Annotated in this window: 17 protein-coding genes; 12 read left to right on the top strand and 5 right to left on the bottom strand. The window is 70.6% G+C overall.

Annotated elements, in window-relative coordinates:
• Nucleotides 1-162 precede the first annotated feature (162 nt).
• The 4 genes from recA (at nt 163) to rny (ending at nt 4,979) form a co-directional block, all read left to right on the top strand.
• A complete protein-coding gene (recA, locus tag ACIA47_RS22380) occupies nt 163-1,209 on the top strand; it encodes a recombinase RecA (protein ID WP_007456801.1) in 1,047 nt (348 codons plus the stop codon).
• Nucleotides 1,210-1,223: 14 nt separating this feature from the next.
• Nucleotides 1,224-1,922, top strand: a complete 699-nt coding sequence (locus tag ACIA47_RS22375; RefSeq protein WP_396710345.1) for a regulatory protein RecX — start codon at nt 1,224-1,226, stop codon at nt 1,920-1,922.
• Nucleotides 1,923-1,953: 31 nt separating this feature from the next.
• Complete coding sequence (locus ACIA47_RS22370) at nt 1,954-2,658, top strand: 3-keto-5-aminohexanoate cleavage protein (protein ID WP_396710343.1); 705 nt, start codon at nt 1,954-1,956, stop codon at nt 2,656-2,658.
• A gap of 554 nt (nt 2,659-3,212) precedes the next feature.
• Complete coding sequence (gene rny, locus ACIA47_RS22365; RefSeq protein WP_203125216.1) at nt 3,213-4,979, top strand: ribonuclease Y; 1,767 nt, start codon at nt 3,213-3,215, stop codon at nt 4,977-4,979.
• Nucleotides 4,980-5,080: 101 nt separating this feature from the next.
• Here the strand turns inward: rny and ACIA47_RS22360 are convergent, their stop codons facing one another.
• Genes ACIA47_RS22360 through ACIA47_RS22345 form a run of 4 tightly spaced genes read right to left on the bottom strand, consistent with a single transcriptional unit; the run spans nt 5,081 to nt 8,518 of the window.
• Nucleotides 5,081-6,085 carry an amino acid ABC transporter permease gene (locus tag ACIA47_RS22360; protein WP_396710341.1) on the bottom strand — a complete coding sequence of 335 codons (1,005 nt, stop codon included), beginning with the start codon at nt 6,083-6,085 and terminating at the stop codon, nt 5,081-5,083.
• Nucleotides 6,082-6,789, bottom strand: coding sequence for an amino acid ABC transporter permease (locus ACIA47_RS22355; protein ID WP_203125201.1), 708 nt, complete (start codon nt 6,787-6,789; stop codon nt 6,082-6,084). The genes ACIA47_RS22360 and ACIA47_RS22355 overlap by 4 nt, the downstream gene beginning before the upstream one ends.
• Nucleotides 6,790-6,830: 41 nt before the next feature.
• Nucleotides 6,831-7,706, bottom strand: coding sequence for a glutamate ABC transporter substrate-binding protein (locus ACIA47_RS22350; protein ID WP_203125199.1), 876 nt, complete (start codon nt 7,704-7,706; stop codon nt 6,831-6,833).
• 56 nt (nt 7,707-7,762) lie between these two features.
• Nucleotides 7,763-8,518, bottom strand: a complete 756-nt coding sequence (locus ACIA47_RS22345; protein ID WP_238660654.1) for an amino acid ABC transporter ATP-binding protein — start codon at nt 8,516-8,518, stop codon at nt 7,763-7,765.
• Between the two features lie 195 nt (nt 8,519-8,713).
• Between ACIA47_RS22345 and selD the strand changes: the two genes are divergently transcribed.
• Nucleotides 8,714-9,703 (top strand): selenide, water dikinase SelD, encoded by a 990-nt coding sequence (gene selD / locus ACIA47_RS22340; RefSeq protein WP_203125197.1) that lies wholly within the window; start codon nt 8,714-8,716, stop codon nt 9,701-9,703.
• 230 nt (nt 9,704-9,933) lie between these two features.
• Nucleotides 9,934-10,413, top strand: a complete 480-nt coding sequence (locus ACIA47_RS22335; protein ID WP_091400520.1) for a hypothetical protein — start codon at nt 9,934-9,936, stop codon at nt 10,411-10,413.
• A gap of 48 nt (nt 10,414-10,461) precedes the next feature.
• Here the strand turns inward: ACIA47_RS22335 and ACIA47_RS22330 are convergent, their stop codons facing one another.
• Nucleotides 10,462-10,710 (bottom strand): DUF2277 family protein, encoded by a 249-nt coding sequence (locus ACIA47_RS22330; protein ID WP_203125195.1) that lies wholly within the window; start codon nt 10,708-10,710, stop codon nt 10,462-10,464.
• 139 nt (nt 10,711-10,849) lie between these two features.
• On the opposite strand from ACIA47_RS22330, the gene ACIA47_RS22325 reads away from it, so the two are divergent.
• The 6 genes from ACIA47_RS22325 (at nt 10,850) to fxsT (ending at nt 20,340) form a co-directional block, all read left to right on the top strand.
• The gene (locus ACIA47_RS22325; protein ID WP_203125193.1) at nt 10,850-11,038 is read left to right on the top strand and encodes a hypothetical protein; all 189 of its coding nucleotides are present in this window, start codon (nt 10,850-10,852) and stop codon (nt 11,036-11,038) included.
• A 63-nt stretch (nt 11,039-11,101) separates the two neighbouring features.
• Nucleotides 11,102-13,378, top strand: a complete 2,277-nt coding sequence (locus tag ACIA47_RS22320; RefSeq protein WP_396710336.1) for an FxsB family cyclophane-forming radical SAM/SPASM peptide maturase — start codon at nt 11,102-11,104, stop codon at nt 13,376-13,378.
• On the top strand, nt 13,362-14,186 hold the full coding sequence (locus ACIA47_RS22315) for an aminoglycoside N(3)-acetyltransferase (RefSeq protein WP_396710334.1): 825 nt from the start codon (nt 13,362-13,364) through the stop codon (nt 14,184-14,186). Before ACIA47_RS22320 ends, ACIA47_RS22315 begins: the two co-directional genes overlap by 17 nt.
• 442 nt (nt 14,187-14,628) lie before the next feature.
• Nucleotides 14,629-15,246, top strand: coding sequence for a TIR-like protein FxsC (locus ACIA47_RS22310; RefSeq protein ID WP_396710332.1), 618 nt, complete (start codon nt 14,629-14,631; stop codon nt 15,244-15,246).
• Nucleotides 15,243-16,487, top strand: a complete 1,245-nt coding sequence (locus tag ACIA47_RS22305) for a TIR-like protein FxsC (protein ID WP_203121753.1) — start codon at nt 15,243-15,245, stop codon at nt 16,485-16,487. Before ACIA47_RS22310 ends, ACIA47_RS22305 begins: the two co-directional genes overlap by 4 nt.
• Nucleotides 16,477-20,340 carry an FxSxx-COOH system tetratricopeptide repeat protein gene (gene fxsT, locus ACIA47_RS22300; protein ID WP_396710329.1) on the top strand — a complete coding sequence of 1,288 codons (3,864 nt, stop codon included), beginning with the start codon at nt 16,477-16,479 and terminating at the stop codon, nt 20,338-20,340. Before ACIA47_RS22305 ends, fxsT begins: the two co-directional genes overlap by 11 nt.
• The last annotated feature ends 4 nt before the right edge of the window (nt 20,341-20,344 follow it).

The raw sequence follows: 20,344 nt of genomic DNA, 5'->3' as shown, positions 1-20,344 counted from the left end.
GTGTCGCTTGTTCAGTCGTACACCTGTTCGGCTATTGTCCACAGCGGGGTGCTCGTCCACAGCTCGCGGCCCGTCGGCTGGTTTTCTGTCGGACCTAGCGCCTAGCGTGTCCGCGTGACGCGAAGCTCAGCAAAGACGCCGGCGAAGGCAGGGGTGGCAACCATGGCAGCAGGGCCTGACCGGGAGAAGGCACTCGACCTTGCTCTCGCTCAGATTGACAAGCAATTCGGCAAGGGCTCGGTGATGCGGCTGGGTGACCGGCCGGTCGTCCAGACCGCAATCATTCCGACCGGCTCCATCGCGCTCGACGTGGCCCTCGGCATTGGCGGCCTGCCCCGTGGCCGGGTGGTCGAGATCTACGGTCCCGAGTCCAGCGGTAAGACCACTGTGGCACTGCACGCGGTGGCCAACGCCCAGCGCAACGGCGGCATCGCCGCCTTCATTGACGCCGAGCACGCGCTCGACCCGGAGTACGCGAAGGCCCTCGGCGTCGACACCGACGCGATGCTGGTCTCCCAGCCGGACACCGGCGAGCAGGCGCTGGAGATCGCGGACATGTTGATCCGCTCCGGTGCTCTGGACATCATCGTGATCGACTCGGTGGCGGCCCTGGTGCCGCGTGCCGAGATCGAGGGCGAGATGGGTGACAGCCACGTGGGCCTCCAGGCCCGGCTGATGAGCCAGGCGCTCCGGAAGATCACCGGTGTGCTCAGCAACACCGGCACCACGGCGATCTTCATCAACCAGCTGCGGGAAAAGATCGGCGTCATGTTCGGCAGCCCGGAAACCACCACCGGTGGTCGGGCGCTGAAGTTCTACGCCTCGGTCCGGCTCGACGTGCGACGCATCGAGAGCCTCAAGGACGGCACCGACGTGGTCGGTAACCGCACCCGGGTCAAGGTCGTGAAGAACAAGGTCGCCGCGCCGTTCAAGCAGGCCGAGTTCGACATCATGTATGGCAAGGGCATCTCGCGTGAGGGCTCGCTGATCGACGTCGGCGTGGAGCAGGCGATCATCCGCAAGTCCGGAGCGTGGTACACGTACGACGGCGACCAGCTCGGCCAGGGCAAGGAGAAGGCCCGGGAGTTCCTGAAGGAAAACCCGGACGTGGCCGCCGAGATCGAGAAGAAGATCCTGGAGAAGCTCGGCGTCGGGGTCGGCGCGGGTGACGCCGCCGGTGGCCCGGAGCTGCCGCCGGTCGACTTCTGACCGGTCGCTGACCCATGGCAGGACGACGCGCTCGTACGGGGCGGGGCTGGGATGCCAGTCCGCCTCGTACGGGCGACGCCACCGATGCGCCCCGCCCTCGGCGAGGCCGCCGGGGTCGGTCCGAGGAGACCGACACCGTCGAATCTCCGACCCCCCCTCGCGACGAGTCGGAGGTGGCCCGCGAGATCTGCCTGCGCCAGCTTGCCGTCCGGCCCCGCACCCGGGCAGAGCTGGCCGGGGCGTTGGCCAAGCGGGGCATCTCCGAGGAGGTCTCGGCCGAGGTCCTCGACCGGTACGACGAGGTCGGCATCATCGATGACGCCGCGTTCGCCCGGGCCTGGGTGTCCAGCCGGCACGCCGGGCGCGGCCTCGCTCGCCGGGCACTCGCCAACGAGCTGCGCCGCAAGGGCGTGGACGGCGAGGTGGCCACCGAGGCGCTGGGTGAGCTGGACGAGGAGACCGAGGCGGACACCGCCCGTGGCCTGGTGGAGCGCAAGCTGCGCACCGCCCGAGGCGAGCCGGACGCGGTCTTCCGTCGGCTGGTGGGCATGCTGGCCCGCAAGGGCTACCCACCTGGTGTGGCCATCCGGGCGGTGAAGGACGCGCTCGCCGCGCAGAGCGCCGAGGCGGCCGAGTTCGCCGAGCAGATCGACGCCGACGCGCTCGCCGACGCCGAGGGCGAGTTGGAGCGCGACAACCGTCTGGTCGAGTGAGCGGTCCGCTGCGACTCCCGATGAGGGCCCGATGTTGAAGGCATGTCTGAACGGTGGGCGCGGCCGGGAGGCCCATCCGGCCGTGCCGCTCACGGCGGCGGAGCTCGCCGCCGATGCGGCCCGCTGCGCGGCGCTCGGGGTCGCGGCCGTGCACGTCCATCCCCGGGACGAGGCCGGCGTCGAGTCGCTGCGGCCGGCAGTGATCGCTGACGCGCTGACCGCGATCCGCACCGCCCGGCCGGGGCTACCGGTGGGGGTGAGCACCGGAGCCTGGATCGTGCCGGATCCGGCTGCCCGGGTGGCAGCCGTCCGGGCCTGGCCGGTGTTGCCCGACTTCGCCTCGGTCAACGCGCACGAGCCCGGCGCCGAGGCGGTCGCGGCCGCCCTGCACGAGCGTGGTGTGCTCGTCGAGGCAGGGCTGTGGACGCTCGACGCGGTCGCGGCGTACCGGAGCTGGCGGGTGCCGGCCGGGCGGGTGCTGGTCGAGTGCATGGCCGAGGACGTGGCCGTCGCGTTGGCCGACGCCTCCCGGGTTCTCGCCGCCCTGCCGGTGGACGCGCCGCCGGTGCTGCTGCACGCCGAGGGGCCGGCGACCTGGCCGGTCCTCGCCGAGGCGGTACGCCGGGGTCTGGACACCCGAATCGGGCTCGAGGACACCCTGTGCCTGCCGGACGGCTCACCCGCCGCGGACAACGCGGCGCTGGTCGCGGTGGCGGTGGCGGTCGGAGCCAGCTGACGTCTGGTGAGACTGATCAGTCACACCTTGCTCGGTCGTCGCCCTGTCTGACAGCCGCCTGAACGGTGCTGAGCAGGCCCGACACGTCCAGGGAGCAGCGCACCTCGCGGAGTTTGTCCCTTCCTGTCCGGCGTGATATCAGCGCGCGGTGACGGTTCAACTTCTCTCCGTTCGGGGGGTTTGATCATGAGTCCTTGACCAGAGCACCCCCGGCGACCTAGCCTCGCCATACAGGCTCACATTGCCCGACCAGCGCAGGCTAAGTGCACAACATAGATGGCGTAACAGAACAGCATCACTTTGGCCGACTCCGCGGCCTTTGGCAGCAGTTCCGGACAGGCCGGTCCGGAACGCTGCGACAACTGCACCCGGTCGCCGACGCTGCCCACGGGCACCGCCGGCGGAGAAAGCTACCCACGGCCAGCCGCTCCGGTCGGGCGTCCACAGCCGCAGGAGTGTGCCCCCGGCACGGTCGCTGCGGTCTCGACGTTAGGGGAGGCGGCCATGGCGGGGCGGCGGCACAGGTTCATCGGTAGACCCGACGGGGTCCCGGCATGAACGCGTTCGACGTCGTGCTCCTCGCGGCCGTCCTCGTCCTCGCGGTGGTGGTGATCGGGGCCGTGCTCGTCGGCATCCGCACACTGCGCCGGATGGGCGCCGCGCCGGCACCGGAGGACCCCGCCTTCATCGCCGAGAAGGACCGCCAGGAGCAGTCGTTGGCCGCCCTGCGGACCGCGGCCGACGAAGCGAACAGCACGATCGACGTGGCGAAGTCAGCGGCTGCCGCGGCCCGTACCGAGGCGGCAGCGGCGAAGGCCGAGGCCAAGGCGGCCCGCGCCGAGGCGCGGCGGGTCCTCGACGACGCCCGGGCCGAGGCGGACACCGTCCTGGAGCGCGCCCACAAGCAGGCCGAGGCGGACGCCGAACAGTTACGGACGGCAGCCCGGCGCAGCGGCGAGCGGGAGGTCGCGGTGCTCGCCGCCACCACCCGGGAGCAGGCCGCCGAGGTGGAACGTCGGGCCGCTCGGATGGACGAGCGGGAGCGGATGCACACCGAGGAGGTGGAGCGGTTCGCCGAGCGGGAGCGACAGCTCACCGCCGCGAAGGCTGCCCTCGCCGCCCGGGAGGCCGCGCTCGCCCAGCGGGAGGCCGAGCTGACCGAGTCGGAGGAACTGCGCCGCCGGGAGCTGGAGCGGGTCGCCGGGCTCACCGCCGAGTCCGCTCGACTGGAGTTGGTCGACGCCATCGAGACGCAGGCCAAGCGGGAAGCGGCGCTGCTCGTGCGGGACATCGAGTCCGACGCGCGCAACACGGCCGAGCAGCGCGCCCGACACATCGTGGTGGACGCGATTCAGCGGGTCGCCAGCGAGCAGACCGCGGAGAGCGTGGTAAGCGTCCTGCACCTCCCCGGTGACGAGATGAAGGGCCGGATCATCGGTCGGGAGGGGCGCAACATCCGCGCCTTCGAGTCGGTGACCGGCGTCAACCTGATCATCGACGACACCCCCGAGGCCGTGCTGCTCTCCTGCTTCGACCCGGTCCGTCGCGAGGTGGGCCGGGTGACCCTGGAGAAGCTGGTTCTGGACGGGCGCATCCACCCGCACCGGATCGAGGAGGTCTACGACCTGGCCCGGCAGGAGGTGGAACAGCTCTGCCTCCGCGCCGCCGAGGACGCCCTGGTCGAGGTCGGCATCACCGAGATCCACCCGGAGCTGGTGACCCTGCTCGGCCGGCTGCGCTACCGCACCTCGTACGGGCAGAACGTGCTCAAGCACCTGGTCGAGACCGCCCACATCGCCGGCATCATGGCCGCCGAGCTGCGCTTGGACGTGCCCATCATCAAACGGTCGGCGTTCCTGCACGACATCGGCAAGGCGCTCACCCACGAGGTGGAGGGCAGCCACGCCATCATCGGAGCGGACCTGGCCCGCAAGTACGGCGAGCACGAGGACGTCGTGCACGCCATCGAGGCGCACCACAACGAAGTGCCCCCGCAGACCATCGAGGCCGTGCTCACCCAGGCCTCCGACGCCTGCTCCGGCGGTCGGCCGGGCGCGCGCCGGGAGAGCCTGGAGGCGTACGTCAAGCGGCTGGAGCGGATCGAGGAGATCGCCGCCGGCAAGCTCGGCGTGGACAAGGTCTTCGCCATGCAGGCCGGCCGGGAGATCCGGGTGATGGTCAAGCCGGACGACGTCGACGACATCGGGGCGGCCGTGCTGGCCCGCGACGTGGCCAAGCAGATCGAAGAGGAGCTGACCTACCCGGGTCAGATCCGGGTCACAGTGGTCCGCGAGTCCCGGGTCACCGAGATCGCCCGCTGAGTCAGACCGGCGGCCCTCGCCGCGCGGACGCTGGAGATGACCGAAGGCCGCCCCGAGCAGTTCGGGGCGGCCTTCGGGCCTTCTGGTCGGCGTGGCGTGCCTCAGGCGCCGCCGCCTCCGCCGCCGCCTCCGCCGCCGCCTCCGCCCCCTCCGCCCCCGGCCTGTGAGATCAGGGCCGCCGCCGGCGGGTTCTGCGCCGGGGTGTTGGCCGTCTTGCGGCCCTGGGCGAGCCGCCGTTGGGCGTACTGGGCGAGCTTCGACAGCGAGTAGTTCACCACGATGAAGAGCACGGCGATCACGACGTAGACCTGGATCGGGTTGCCCAGCACGCCGATGATCTGCTTGCCGACGTTCAGAATCTCCTCGTAGCTGATGATGAACCCCAGCGAGGTGTCCTTGAGCACCACGACCAACTGGCTGATCAGTGCCGGCAGCATGATCCGGAAGGCCTGCGGCAGCAGGATCATCCGGGTGGTCTGGGTCGGGGAGAGCCCGATGGCGGCGGCGGCCTCTGCCTGACCGCCGGGCAGCCCCTCCATGCCGGAGCGGAGGATCTCGCCGATCACCACCGAGTTGTAGATGGTGAGGCCGATGACCAGATACCAGAAGTTGTCGAAGTAGAAGCCGAACTCGGGGAAACCGCGAGCCACGAAGAAGATGGTGAGCACGACGGGCAGGCCGCGGAACACCTCGACGCAGATCCGGGTGACCGCCGACAGCACCCTGCTCAGCCCGCGCAGCAGGTACGCCACCGGCGTCGCCACGCCGGTGAAGCGCCGTCGGATCAGGCTCTTGAGCTGGATCCGCAACACGGCCAGCAGCGTGCCGATCACCAGCGAGGAGACGATGGCCAGGGCCGCCGCGAGCAGGGTGTTCTTGAAACCGATGCCGATCCGCTCCCACACCTGGGAGAAGTTCTCGTTGGAGGGGTCGATCAGCGGGCCCCACAGCTCCATGGAGAGCTGGCCATTCTCGTCCAGGGGTCGGTAGATCAGGAAGTATGCGCCGACGAGCAGGACCACGCCGGCGACGAGGCTGCTGATCAGGGTGATCCGCCGCTGCCGGGGGCCGGGGACGTCGTAGAGGACGCTGGTCTGCTGACTCATCGGGCCACCGCCTGTCGCTTCTCGATCCGGTCCAGCAGGGCGCCGAGCGGCACGGTCATGATCAGATAGCCGATCGAGATGCCGATGGCGACCGGGACAAAGGCGTAGCCCTCGGCCCCGGTGAGCTGATCGGCGGTGGCCGACAGGTCACCGGCAACCCCGAAGAAGCCGGCCAGCGCCGAATTCTTGATCATAGCGATGATCACCGAGCCGAGCGGCACCACCGAGGCCTGCCAGGACTGCGGCAGCACCACGTGGCGCAGGTTCTGCCCGAAGGTCAGGCCCAGTGACCGCGCCGCCTCCGCCTGGCCGGCGGGCACAGCGTTCACCCCGGACCGCAGCGCCTCGCAGACGAAAGCCGCGGTGTAGAGCACCAGAGCGATCAGCGCGAACCGGAAATACGGCAGGTCCGTGCCAAGTCGGGTGAACAACGAGTCGAGCACCGGGATGCGGAGGAAGTCCGCGTTTGAGTCGAGCGCCGGCAGACCGAACGCGGCGAAGAACATCACCACTGTCAGAGGCATGTTGCGGAAGACGTTCACGTAGCTGGTGCCGAGCGCGCGCAGCGGCGGCACCGGCGAGATGCGCAGCACCGCCACGATGGCGCCCAGGATCAGGGCGCCGATCGCGGCGAGGACGCAGATCTGGAGGGTGAGCCAGAAACCACCCGCAAAGACGTCGAACTTGTCGATGAGCACGTTCACGGGTCGGTGTTCCTCCCCACCCTCCAGATCGAAGGATCAGATCAGTAGCGGTTGATGGTGGGCGCCGTGCCCAGTTCCGCGCCGAACTTGCCGGCGGTGTCGTCCCAGGCCTTCTTCCAGCTGCCGTCGGCGACCGCCTTGTCCAGCGTGTCGTTGATGAAGCTGCGGAAGTCGGCGTCCTCCTTCTTCACCCCGATGCCGTACGGCTCCTTGGTGAAGTTGCTGCCGGCCAGCTTGAACGACGCCTCGTCCTTGGCGATGTAGCCGAGCAGGATCACGTTGTCAGTGGTGACGGCGTCGACCTGGCCGCTCTTGAGGGCGTCCCGGCACTTGTCGTAGGTGTCGAAGGGCACCAACTGGGTGGCGACGTCCTTGACGTACTTCTTGATCTCCTCGAACGGCGTCGAGCCGGTGACCGAGCAGACCTTCTTGGTGCCGTCCTTGAACGAGTCCGGACCGGTGATGGTGGTGTCGTCCTTCTTGACCATGATGTTCTGGCCGGCCTCGTAGTACGGGCCTGCGAAGGCGATCCGCTCCTTGCGCTTGTCGTTGATTGTGTAGGTCGCGGCGACCAGGTCGACAGTGCCGTTGACGATCACGTCCTCGCGGACCTTCGAGGGGGCCTCGACCCACTCGATCTTGTCCTCGGGAATGCCGAGCTCCTTGACGATGATCTTGGCGATCTCGACGTCGAAGCCCTCCGGCTTGCCGGAGAGGCCCTTCAGGCCGAAGCCCGGCTGGTCGAACTTGGTGCCGACCTTGATCTTCTGGGCCTTGTTCAGCTTCTCCATGGTGGTGCCGGCGGTGAAGGACTTGCTGCCAGCACCGGTGTCCCCGCCGTCGTCGCCACCACAGGCGGTGAGGCCGAGCGCCAGAGCGGCGACCGCGGCGACTGCCGCAACGCGCTTGATACGCATACTCTTCTCCTTCTTCAACGGAGCCCACCGAGTACGGCGCGCTCCACTACGGACGCCTAGTGCGTGAGGATCTTGGAGAGGAAGTCTCGGGCCCGCTCGCTGCGCGGGTTCGCGAAGAACTCCGCCGGTGGGGCGTCCTCGACCAGTTGCCCGTCGGCCATGAAGATGACCCGGTTCGCCGCGTGCCGGGCGAAGCCCATCTCGTGGGTCACCACGACCATCGTCATGCCGTCGCTGGCCAGCGAGGTCATCACGTCGAGCACCTCGCCGACCATCTCCGGGTCCAGGGCGCTGGTCGGCTCGTCGAAGAGCATCGCCTTGGGCTGCATGGCCAGCGCCCGGGCGATGGCCGCCCGCTGCTGCTGGCCGCCGGAGAGCTGGGCCGGGAACTTGTCCGCCTGGTTGGCGATGCCGACCCGGTCCAGCAGGGCCAGCCCGCGCTCGCGGGCGGCGGCCGGCTTCTCCTTGCGGACCTTGATCGGGCCGAGGGTGACGTTCTCCAGGATGGTCTTGTGCGCGAAGAGGTTGAACGACTGGAAGACCATGCCCACCTCGCTGCGCAGCTTCGCGAGGGGCTTGCCCTCGGCCGGCAGCGGCTGGCCGTCGAAGGTGATGGTGCCCGAGTTGATCGGTTCCAGTCGGTTGATCGTGCGGCACAGCGTCGACTTGCCGGAGCCGGACGGGCCGATCACCACGACCACCTCGCCCCGACCCACCGACAGTGAGACGTCGTCCAGCACGTGCAGCGGCCCGAACCACTTGTTGACCGCGTCCAGCACGATGAGCGGTTCGCCCGTCGTCACGTCGTCCACCGTCCCCTGTCGTCTCCCGGATCGGGGTCGGTTGACCCCCGGTGCGGCCACTGTAGGCGGCCTGATGTGGCAGAACGCAACCCAGCGGGTCACGGAGCGGTAACACCGGTCACGATCGTTCTCGGCCGTCCGATTTTGGTCACCGGATGGGTTGTCGCGGTGGCGATCGTGGCGCCTTGTCGCGATCATGGGTGGATGACCGAACCCGTACGGTTGACCAAGTACGCCCGTGGCGGTGGCTGCGCCTGCAAGATCCCGCCGGGCGAGTTGGAGATCATGGTGGCCGGTCTCGGTCCGGCGACCGGCACCGCCGAGTTGCTGGTCGGGTTGGACCACGGCGACGACGCGGCGGTGGTGCGCCTGGATGAGCGGACCGGTCTGGTCAGCACCGCCGACTTCTTCACCCCGGTGGTCGACGACGCCTACGACTGGGGACGGATCGCCGCGGCCAACGCGCTCTCCGACGTGTACGCGATGGGCGGCACCCCGCTGGTGGCGCTCAACCTGCTCTGCTGGCCGCGGGACGTGCTGCCGCTCGAGTTGGCCCGTGAGGTGCTGCGCGGCGGTCAGGACGTGGCGCGGGAGGCCGGCTGTCACCTGGCCGGCGGGCACAGCGTGGACGACGACGGCCCGAAGTACGGTCTCGCGGTCACCGGCACGGTCCGACCGGAGGAGCTGATCACCCTCGACGCCGGGCGGGCCGGGGTGCCGTTGTCGCTGACCAAGCCGCTCGGGGTGGGTGTGCTGAACACCCGGCACAAGGCGACCGGTGAGAGCTTTCCGGAGGCGGTGGCCACGATGAGCGCGCTCAATCGGGAGGCCGCCCACGCGGCGGTCGCCGCCGGCATCCGGTGCGGCACCGACGTGACCGGGTTCGGGCTGCTCGGGCACGCCTCGAAGCTCGCCCGGGCCAGCCAGGTCACGGTGGCCATCGACACCGCCCGGGTGCCCTATCTGGCCGGCGCCCGCGAGGCGCTGCGCGACGGTTTCGTCAGCGGCGGCAGTCGGCGCAACCTGGACTGGGTGACCCCGTGGACCGACTTCGGCGCGGCGGACGAGGCGGAGCGGCTGCTGCTGGCTGACGCGCAGACCTCAGGTGGGCTGCTGGTCGCCGGCGAGGTGCCCGGCGCTCCCGTGGTGGGAGAGTTGCTGCCCCGGGGGGAGCACCTGGTCGTCCTGCGCTGACCGGGGGCGGTCGACCCGCGGGAGGAAACGCGGTGGCGGTGGCGCGGGTGGCGCACCATACCCGATAAACTGTCACCTTCCCGCTACTCCGAGCAATGCCGCTCAGGGAAATTTTGCCCGGAATGGTCACAGACCGGTAACTTGCCCCCGGCTGGGGTCAAATGCCCCCCACCATCGTGTGTAAGGCCCGATCCGGAGGCCGGTGGAGACGAACGCAGCGAGGAGGCGGAATGACCGAGCTGTGGAACTGGAGAATCGACGGGGCTCAACCCGTGGAGGTCTACCCGGCGCTGGCGGAGGCGCTTGGTCGGGTGGTGATGCCGCTGGCGGTGGCCGACCCGGCGCGGCTGCCGGCGTACGCGGTGGTGTGTGACGTCTGGCAGGCGCCGGGCGAGTTCGCGACGGTGGTGGACTGCTACGGGGTGCCCGAGCAGCTCTCCGAGCACGCGAGCATCGCCGCACTGGCCCGATTGCTGGGCCGCAACTGCCTGTTGCGCGACGACACGCTCGACGCGGGCCGGCACCTGCTCGTCGCTCCGGACGGCACGGTCCGTCCGGTGCATTTCGACGTGCGGGACACCGAGGACGGTGAGGTGCTCAGCAGGCTGCGGCTCTGCTCGCTGGGTGACCCGGGTTGTCGGGGCTGGTCGCAGTGCCACCGCTCGCGGTGGGCGCCCGACACTGTCGCTCCGGCGCTCGCCGCGGCCTGACCCTCTCCAGGGTCAGGCCCGGCCGGGTGCCGTGCCGGTCATCGGCGATCAGCTGGCGGCGGTGGCCGACCGGTCGGTGGTGCCCGATCCGGCACCCCGCACCACCAGTTGGTCGAGCAGGCTGCGCGTCGCCTCGGCCACGGCGGCCACCGCGGCGTCGAACGCGGCGGCGTTGTGCGCGGCGGGCGCCCGGAAGCCAGAGATCTTCCGGACGTACTGCAACGCTGCCGCCTCGACGTCCGCGTCTGTCACCTGCGGGGTGAACGGCTCACGCAGCGTCTTGATGCTCCGGCACATGTGAGTTCCTCCTCGGTTGGTGCGCTACTTGACCAACGATGACATCGTTGGGGCTGTTGCCTATTCTGGTGGCGCGTCAGGGCCCTCGGGCCGTCCATCACACCTCCCGTGGCGCGTTCGCGGGACCCGGAGAATCATTGTGGACAACGCACCCACCCGCCCATCCCGTCCGGGCCTGGACGACTTCACACATAGCCTGGACACCCCGCTGGACCTTTTCGCCGTCAAGCACGCTGATCTGGTCGAGGCGGTCCGGCGGCATGTCGTCGCGGACGAGCCAGTGCCCTCCGGCACCGTGCCCGTCGCCGCCTTCAACTCGGCCATCTGAATGGGGGCCTGTCGGTGCGGTCCCTCCGCAGCGGATGGATCATGCCGACGGATCAGCCAGTTCGTGCTGAAGGTGCACAGCCGGTGCGACCTCAGGTGCGACCACTGCTATGTCTACCAGCACGCTGACCAGACCTGGCGTGGTCGACCGGTGCGGATGCCGCTGGCCACGGTACGGGCCGTCGCGCAGCGGATCGCCGAGCATGCCCGCGAGCACGAGTTGCCGGTCGTGCACGTGGTGCTGCACGGCGGCGAGCCGTTGCTGCTGGGGGCCGCGGGGTTACGGGAGGTGTTGGCCGAACTGCGCGCGGCGATCACCCCCTGGACGCGACTCGACCTGCGCATGCAGACAAACGGCGTGCTGCTCGACGAGGAGCTGTGCCGGCTGTTCGTCGAGTACGACCTGCGGGTCGGTGTGTCCTTCGACGGCGACCGTGCCGCAAACGACCGCCACCGGGTCTTCGCCCACGGCGGCAGCAGCCACGACCACGTCCGCCGGGCGCTGGCCCTGCTCCGACGGCCGGAGCACCGCGCCAGCTACGCCGGCATCCTCTGCACTATCGACGTCCGCAACGATCCCGACCGGGTGTACGAGGCGCTGCTGGCCGAGAGACCGCCCCGGGTCGACCTGTTGCTGCCCCACGCCACCTGGGACCATCCGCCGGAGCGCCCCGGCCCCTCGCCAACCCCCTACGCGGACTGGCTGGGGCGGATTCACCGGCTGTGGGTGGACGACGGGCGGCCGGTGTCGATCCGGATGTTCGAGGCGCTGCGCCCGGGTGGCGGCGGCACCGAGGCGTTCGGCCTCGCACCAGCCGATGTGCTGGTCATCGAGGCGGACGGGAGTTGGGAGCAGGTCGACTCACTGAAGACCGCCTACCACGGCGCGGCCGGCACCGGTTTCGACGTGTTCGACCACTCGGTGGACGAGGTCACGCGGCACCCCGGGGTCGCTGTCCGGCAGGACGGCGTGGCTGGGCTCTGCGCGACCTGTCGGGCCTGCCCGGTGGTCGACCGGTGCGGCGGCGGCCTGTACGCCCACCGTTGGCGGACCGGCTCCGGCTTCGACAACCCCTCGGTGTACTGCGCCGACCTGCTCCGCCTGATCGACACGGTGGACGCCCATCCGCCGCCCACCCCGCCCGCGTCGGGCGAAGGGTCGACCACCTCGCCCGTCGACGAGTTGCTGGACGACCTGGCGACCGGGCACGGGTCGGCGTCGACGCTCGCGCTGCTCGGCGCCACCCAGCTCTCCATCACCCGGGCGCTGCTGGCGGCCTGCCGGGACGGCTCCGGCACCACGCCCGCCTGGGAACTGCTCGTCCACCTCGACCAGGCGGTGCCGGAGGCTGTCCGAGCGGTCCTGGCGCACCCCTTCGTCCGACCCGGGCTGGTGCATCGCCTCCAATCGTCGGCTCTGCCCGGCCTCGGCGCGGCAGTCGACCCACTGCCGGCCCTAGCCATCGCCGCGGCCCTGCGGGCCGGGGTTTCGGCCGCGTTGAACGTCCCGGTGCGGGCCGACACGATCACATTCCCCGCGCTCGGCAGCCTGGTGCTGCCCGGCCTGGGGGAGAGCGCCGAGGTGACCGTCCGACCCGGCGAGTTCCAGGTCCGGGGTGGGTCGGTCGAGCAGACGGTGCTCCTCGATCCGATGGCGCCGCCGTCGACCGGCTGGCTTCCGACCCGCGACGTGTCGGTGCCCGGTGGCCGGTTGCTCCTTGAGGACGGCGACCCGTACCGCGACTGCTACGGCCAGCCGGTCGAGTCCCGGCTGGACGGGCCGGCGGCGCGGGCGTTGGGCCGTACCCTGGCGGAGGCCTGGCGGGTCGTGCACCGGGACGTGCCGGCGCACGCGGCGGCGCTCGACGGCGGCCTGCGTGCCGTCGTTCCGCTGGCGCCTGACCCGGCGCGACCCCTGCGAAGCGCCACCGCCCGACACGCGTTCGGCGCGGTCGCCGTCACCCCCCATCCCGACCCGGAGACGATGGCGGTGCTGCTCGTGCACGAGTGGCAGCACGCGAAGCTGGGTGCGGTGCTCGACCTGTACGACCTGGTCGAACCCGGCCAGGGCGCGCCGATCCGGGTGCCCTGGCGCCCCGACCCGCGGCCACCGGAGGGCGTCCTCCAGGGCGTCTACGCCCACCTCGCCATCACCCAGGTCTGGCAGTCCCGGGCGGCCACCGACCAGGGCGACGCGTCGGCGAACGCGGCCCGCTTCCTGGCGTGGACCCGGGACGGTGCCGACGCGCTGCTGGCCAGCCGGTCGCTCACCGCGGCGGGTGAGCGGTTCGTCGGCCAGCTGCGCCACGCCCTGGAGGAGACCCGTGCCGGGGCCGGATGAGCGTCAGCCGTCCACACTGAACAGTCACCGCCTCGCCGACGACCTGCGGGCGTTGGGCGTCCGCCCGGGTGCGTGCCTCCTGGTGCACTGCGCCCTCCGCCGGGTAGGTCCGCTCAAGCACGGTCCCGCGACTCTCGCCGGTGCTCTGCGCGACGTCCTCGGCCCGGCTGGCACGCTCCTGGTGCCCACCCAGACCGACGGCAACTCGACCACCTCCCGGGCCCACCTGGCGGCAATCGCCGGTATGGACCGTGCGCAGCGCGAGCGGTACGAGGCGGCGCTGCCGGGCTGGGACCGCCGGACCACCCCGTCGCAGCGGATGGGGGCGCTTGCCGAGTACGTCCGGTGTGCCTCCGGTGCCGTGCGCAGCGACCATCCACAGACCTCGTTCGCCGCGCTCGGCCCCCAGGCCCGGCGGCTCACCGACGGCCATGACCTCACCTGCCACCTGGGAGAACGCTCACCAATGGGCGAGCTCTACGCGGCGGACGGGCAGATCCTGCTGCTCGGCCTCGGCTACGAGGCGTGCACCGCCCTGCACCTGGCCGAGTACCGGCTGCCGGTGCCGCCGCCCGAGCGCGACTACCAGTGCTTCCGGCTTGTCGACGGGCGGCGGGTCCGCCTCGATTTTCGGGCTCTCGACCTGGACGACGGGGACTTTCCGGCGGTGGGTGCCGCGCTCGACGAGACGCCGTTGGTGCGCCACGGTCGGGTGGGGCGGGCGAGCGCACGCCTGCTTCCAGTGCGTGCCGCCGTGGACTTCGCAATCGGCTGGTTCGGCGTGCACCGTCTGGCGGCGCGACGGTGAATCGGGTCCAGCCCGATCTTCCGGCCGGGTGTGGGCGGAGGGCGGCAGCGGATGAGCTGCTGACCGCCACCGATCGAGCCCTGGGCTCGCACCCGGGCGAACAGCTGCCAATTGGTCGGATGTACGACACCGGAGGCCTCGTCCTTCCCTCCGGCCCGGTCAGGACCCGTGCGGCGCGCCGACCCTGGCCGGATGACGGCTGCTGTTGCCGCATGAAGGAGCGGCCGTCCGTCCGTCGTGGCACTGTCGGGCGAGCGACGGCCCGGCTGCTGCCGATACCCGCCACAGTGGCCTTCGTCGTAGAGTGACGTGGCGGCAACCGGATCAGTCTGCGGCATTGACGAGCGCCTTAGGCTGAAACTCCGGTCGCTTTCCGGACGGCGGAGGAACGACGGTGAGCGAAGGGGTAGCAGTCGCTGATACGCGAAGCCCGCTGTTCTTCGTGAGCTATTCACGTCCGCAGATCCGGCGGGCCGGTAACACCCCCCAGGAATACCTCTCGCGGTTCTTCGACGACCTCTCCACCCATGTCAGCGAGTTGGTCGGCCTGCCGACCGGGGTCGACCCCGGCTTCATGGACAGCTCACTGGGCGGCGGTGAGCGCTGGACCCCCGAACTGTTGCGCGCCGCCGGGACCTGCCAGGTGTTCATTCCGCTGGTGTCCAGCTCGTTCATCAGCAGTGCGTGGTGCGCCATGGAATGGCACGCCTTCGCGCGGCGTCAGATCGAACCACGCGTCGCGGGTAGCTCCGCGCACGAGACGGCGATCGTGCCCGTCAACTGGTCGCCGACCGCCGAGTCGTCGCTGCCGCCGAGCATTCGTGCCATCCAACGGTTCTCGCCGACCGCGATACCTGATGACAACACCGTCGCGCGCCAGTACGAGCAGGAAGGGGTCTACGGCTTGCTGACCATGCAACGGGAGCAGGCGTACCGCGCGGTGGTGTGGCGTCTCGCCCAGCGGGTGGTGGCGATCCATCGGGCCTATCACGTCCACCCGCTGGTGCCCGCCGGCATCGATGAGCTGCGCACGCTCTTCACCGAGGAGGCAGCCGCATGACGCCGCTCACCGCCGAGGGGCGGGCGCCGACTCGTCAGACCTACTTCTTCCTGAGTTACGCGCATTCCGCGCCGCTGTTGGGTGCCCGCACCGACACCGACGTCTGGGTCGACCGGTTCTTCGCGGATCTGTCGGGTGAGGTGGGTCGGCTGGTGTCCCCGCGACCGGGCGTGGAGATCGGTTTCATCGACCAGTCCATCCCACCTGGCGCGGACGTGAAGGCGGCCCTGGCGGACGCTCTCGGCGCGGCCCAGGTGTTCGTGCCGCTCTACTCGCCGGGCTACTTCAGCCGATCATGGGCGCTGGGCGAGCAGGAGTCCTTCCTTACTCGGCTGCTCCGCGCGGCCGGGGAGCCGGCGTCGCAGGTCGTGCCGGCCGACCACATGGCGCCGGTCCTCTGGATCCCGGTGCCCAGTTGGGAGGAGCATCCCCAACTGGACGCGGCACTGGATCTGGGTCGCGACGTGCCCGAGTACGCCGAGAACGGCATGCGTGCGCTCTGCATGCTCGGCGCGTACCAGCAGCCGTACCAGATCCTGCTCGGGCGGCTGGCCCGGCGGATCGTAGAGCCCACCCAACGCATCTGGCTGCGTCCGTCCCGGGCGCCCGCCCTGGACGTGTCGCGGCGGATCGCGGCCAACCCGGACTTCGTGGTGACCGTGCTGGCACCCACCCGGGACCAGCCGCCCGAGGGCCGGGAGGCGTCCTGGTACGCGGAGCGCAGCCGGCTCTGGCGTCCCTTCGGGGCGCGGCAGGAGCTTCCGGTGGCCGAGTACGCCGCGAGCACTGCCGAGCGGCTCGGACTGTCGGTGCACACGAGTGACTTCGCCGACGCCGGGGACCTGCTCGAGATCCGCCCCGGCGCGCTTCTGATCGACCCGTGGTTCACCGAGCTTCCCGGCGGCGTACCCGCTCTGCGGGCTGCCGCGCGGGCGCTGCCGCCGTGGGTGGTCCCGCTCGTGGTGACCGACGCCGACGACCCGCGCGACGCGCACCGCGGCGCCGACCTGGCGCGGCTGGTCCTGGGCGTACTGCAGGACGCGGGCGCGACGCGAGCGCGGTGGGTCGGGCGGATGGACGAGTTCGCCGGGCTGATGCCGACAGTGGTGACCGAGGCCCGGCGGCTCTACCTGAAGCACGGCGCGGTGTTCCCGGCACCGGGGCCTGTTACCCGGCCACCCAGCCTTCGCAACCCGGCCCCGTCATCGTTCGAAGCCCCGGAGATGCCCGATGAGCACTGAGCGCGACGGTCAGATAGTCACCTTCTACTCGTTCAAGGGCGGAACGGGCCGGACGATGGCGCTGGCCAACGTCGCGTGGATCCTCGCTGCCAACGGCAAGCGGGTGCTGGTCACCGACTGGGACCTGGAATCGCCTGGGCTGCACCGCTTCTTCCACCCCTTCCTGGACGTGTCGACGATCGGCGGCACGGCCGGGGTCATCGACCTGATCCGGGACTACGAGTCGGAGACCATCCGCGAGGCGGTACGGCCGGAGGGCTGGGTCGAGCAGTTCGCCCGGGTCAACCGGTACGCGTTCTCGCTGGCCTGGGAGTTTCCCGGCGGTGGCGGGCTGAACTTCCTCTCCGCCGGCCGGCAGAACGGGGACTACGCCGTTTCGGTGAACGGGCTGGACTGGGACACCTTCTACCACCGGTTGGGCGGTGCGCAGTTCTTCGAGGCCCTCCGCGAGGACATGAAGCGCGAGTACGACTACACCCTGATCGACAGCCGCACGGGGCTCAGCGACGTCGCCGACATCTGCACCCTGCACCTGCCGGACACCCTGGTCGACTGCTTCACCCTCAGCGACCAGGGCATCGAGGGTGCCGCTCAGGTCGCCAGAGCCGTCGCGTGGCGCCTCTCGCGCCGCGGCATTCGGATCCTGCCGGTGCCGATGCGGGTCGACCAGGCGGAGAAGGAGAAGGCCGACGCCGGCCGGGCGCTCGCGATGCGCCGCTTCGCCGGTCTGCCCACCGGAATGACGGAGGCGGATCGGCGTCGCTACTGGGCGGCGGTGGAGGTGCCGTACCGGCCCTTCTACGCGTACGAGGAGACGTTGGCGACCTTCGGCGACACGCCGGGCTCGCCCACATCCCTGCTGGCGGCGTTCGAGACGCTGACCGCGCAGTTGACCAACGGCGAGGTGCACGCGATGCCGCCGATGGACGAGTCGGTGCGCGAGCGGGAGAAGGCCCGCTTCCGGCGTCGCCACAAGCTCCCCGACGACGACCTCATGCTCCGCTACGCACCGGAGGACGCGGTCTGGGCGGAGTGGATCGAGCGGGTGCTCAGCTCGGCTGAGATACGCGTCGTCGACGGAACCCGGCCGATCGAGAGCGGCGCCCGCCCGCCGGCCCGTACGCTGACCATCCTCTCCTCGGCCTACGTGGCCCTGCCCCCCGCCGCGTTGCCGCCGCGGGACCCGACCGCCGACACCACTCCGCTCGCGGTCTACGTGAGCGATCTGCGGCCACTCGCGGAGTTCGCGGTGGCCTCCTCCACCCAACTGGTCAACATCACCGCGGCGACCGCCGCCGAGCGGCTACTGCGGCTGGTGGGGGGCCCGTTACCGCTGCGCCTCGAGGGCCAAGCGGACGGCGGCCTGCGTTTCCCGGCCGCCGAGCCGGCCGTCTTCGAGGCCCCGAACCGCAACGCGCGGTTCACCGGACGGGAGAATGAGCTGGCCCTCCTGCGCCGACACCTGACCGGACCGGTTGCCTTGCCGGTCGCGTTGCAGGGGATGGGTGGCGTCGGCAAGACCGAACTCGCCCTGGAATACGCGCACCGGTTCAAGTCCGCCTACGACGCGGTGTGGTGGATCTCCGCTGGCGCGACGGAGTCGATCGGCGCCGACGTGGAGAGGTCGCTGGCGGCCTTCGCCGACCGGCTCGGCGTCGGCGGCAACCCGGACCAGGCGGACAACGCACGCGCGGTGCTGGAGGCGCTCGGGCGCGGTGAGCCCAGGCGGTGGCTGTTGGTGATCGACAACGCCGAGGAGATGGCCCCGTTCGAGCGCTTCCTGCCGCGCGGTGGGCACGTGCTGCTCACCTCTCGCAACCAACTCTGGGGGGATCGGGCCACGCTGATCCAGGTCGACGTCTTCGCCCGTAAGGAGAGCGTCGCCCACCTGCAACGTCGGGTCCCCACCCTCACCGAGCAGGAGGCGGACCGGATCGCCGACGCGCTCGGGGACCTGGCGGTCGCGGTGGCCACGGCCGGCGCCTACCTGGCGGACACCGGTACCTCGGTCGACGCGTACCTGGAGCAGATCGAGCGGCAAGGTCCCAGCGCCCTCTCCGTGGAGGCCACCTGGGATCTTTCGTTGGCGCGGCTGCGCGCCCAGTTCCCGGCGGCGTACCGGCTGTTGCAGCTCTGCTCGGTGCTGGCCCCCGAAATAGACCTGGGTCTGTTGTACAACGACGAGATGGTGAAGACACTGGCACCGTTCGATCCCGCGGTGTCGGAACCCATGATGATCGGACGGCTGGTCCAGCGGATCAACCGGTCGGCGCTACTCACGATGAACATGTCCGAGCAACGGATCCTGGTGCACCGGTTGCTCCAGGCCGTGGTCCGGGGCGGAATGACCCCGGACGAGGTCGCCGACACCCGACACAGGGCGCACCTGGTGCTGGGCAAGGCGTGGCCCGGCGGTGACGCCGACGATCCGCGTACCTGGGACAGGTTCCGCAGGCTCTGGCCGCACATCGAGGCCTCCGGCGCGATGGGCAGCAAGGACGAGTCGGTCCGGGAGCTGATGATCGACCGGGTGCGGTATCTCTGGCGTCAGGGAGAACTCGACGCGGCGAACGCGTTCGCCAAGGAGGTCGACGGGGTCTGGTCGAAGCGGCGGGATCGCCTCTACGGCACCGAGGAGCTCGCCACGTTGCGTCGGCAGTTGCTGCACCTGCGCTTCAACCGTGCGAACGTGCTGCGGGCGCTGGCCCACTACGTCGAGGCCCACAAACTGGACCAGGAGACTCACGAAGCGCAACGGGAGCTGCTGGGTGACAGGCATTCGCACACCCTGATGACCGCCGGCAGCCTGGGTGCCGATCTGCGGGCCCTCGGCCGCTACACCGACGCGATCGAGCGTGATCAGGAGACCTACGACGCGTGGAGTGAGGAGTTCGGCGAATACCATCCGCGCACGCTCTTCGCTGCCAACAACCTCGCACACTCCTATCGCCTGGTGGGCGACTTCCGCTCGGCGCGCAGTCGGGACGAGGCGGTGTTCCAGCTCCGCCGGCAGGTGCTCGGCCCGGAACATCCGTACACGGTGCACTCGGCCGCGCAGCTGGCACGCGACCTGCGGGAGGCCGGTGAGTACGCCAACTCGGCCAAGATGCTGCGCACGGTGCACGAACAACTCGCCAGCCTCAAGGAGATCGGCAGCGAGGCGGGGGACACGCTGAACGCTCAGGTCAGTCTCGCGGTGTCGCTGCGGAGCGCGGGCCAGTTGGCGGAGGCAGCCGGACTGCTCGACGCGGCGTACCCGGTGCTCGAGGAGAAGTTCGGGCGGGACAATCCCGAAACGCTGATCTGCCAGGCGGCGCTGGTCGCGAATCTGCTGGCACTCGGCGAAACCGAACGCGCGGTGGCCGAGGCGACGCAGGTGGCAACGATCTACGAGCAGCGGCTCGGGGCCACCCATCCGCACACCCTTGGCGCGCTCAGCAACCTCGCCGCGGCGCAGCGGGCCGTAGGCCGGGCCGCGGAGGCCCGCGCGACGGCCGAACGGGCGGCCGGTGCCCTACGCGAGGTGCTCGGCCCGGAGCACCCGCACACCCTCGCCGCTGAGGAGAACCTCGGCATCTGCCTCGCCGAGGAGGGGGACCGGGACGCCGCGCTCGATCGGCTCCGCGCAACCGCCGAGCGTTGGCTGGCCGCGTCCGGTTCGCGCCATCCGGACGCCCTGCGTTGCCAGGCCAACCTGGCGCTCGTCCTGCGCGAGAACGTGGGCGACCGGCCCCCGACGGCCACCGCCCCGGTCGTCTCGTTGGGTGAGGTCGTCGGGGCCGACCACCCGGGCGTGCGGGCGCTGCGGGACGGGCACCTGGTCGCCCGAATCATCGACCCTCACCCGTTCTAGCCCG

The organism is Micromonospora sp. NPDC051227 (assembly GCF_044455385.1).
Taxonomy (GTDB): Bacteria; Actinomycetota; Actinomycetes; order Mycobacteriales; family Micromonosporaceae; genus Micromonospora.
This window is presented reverse-complemented; position numbering and strand designations above follow the sequence as displayed.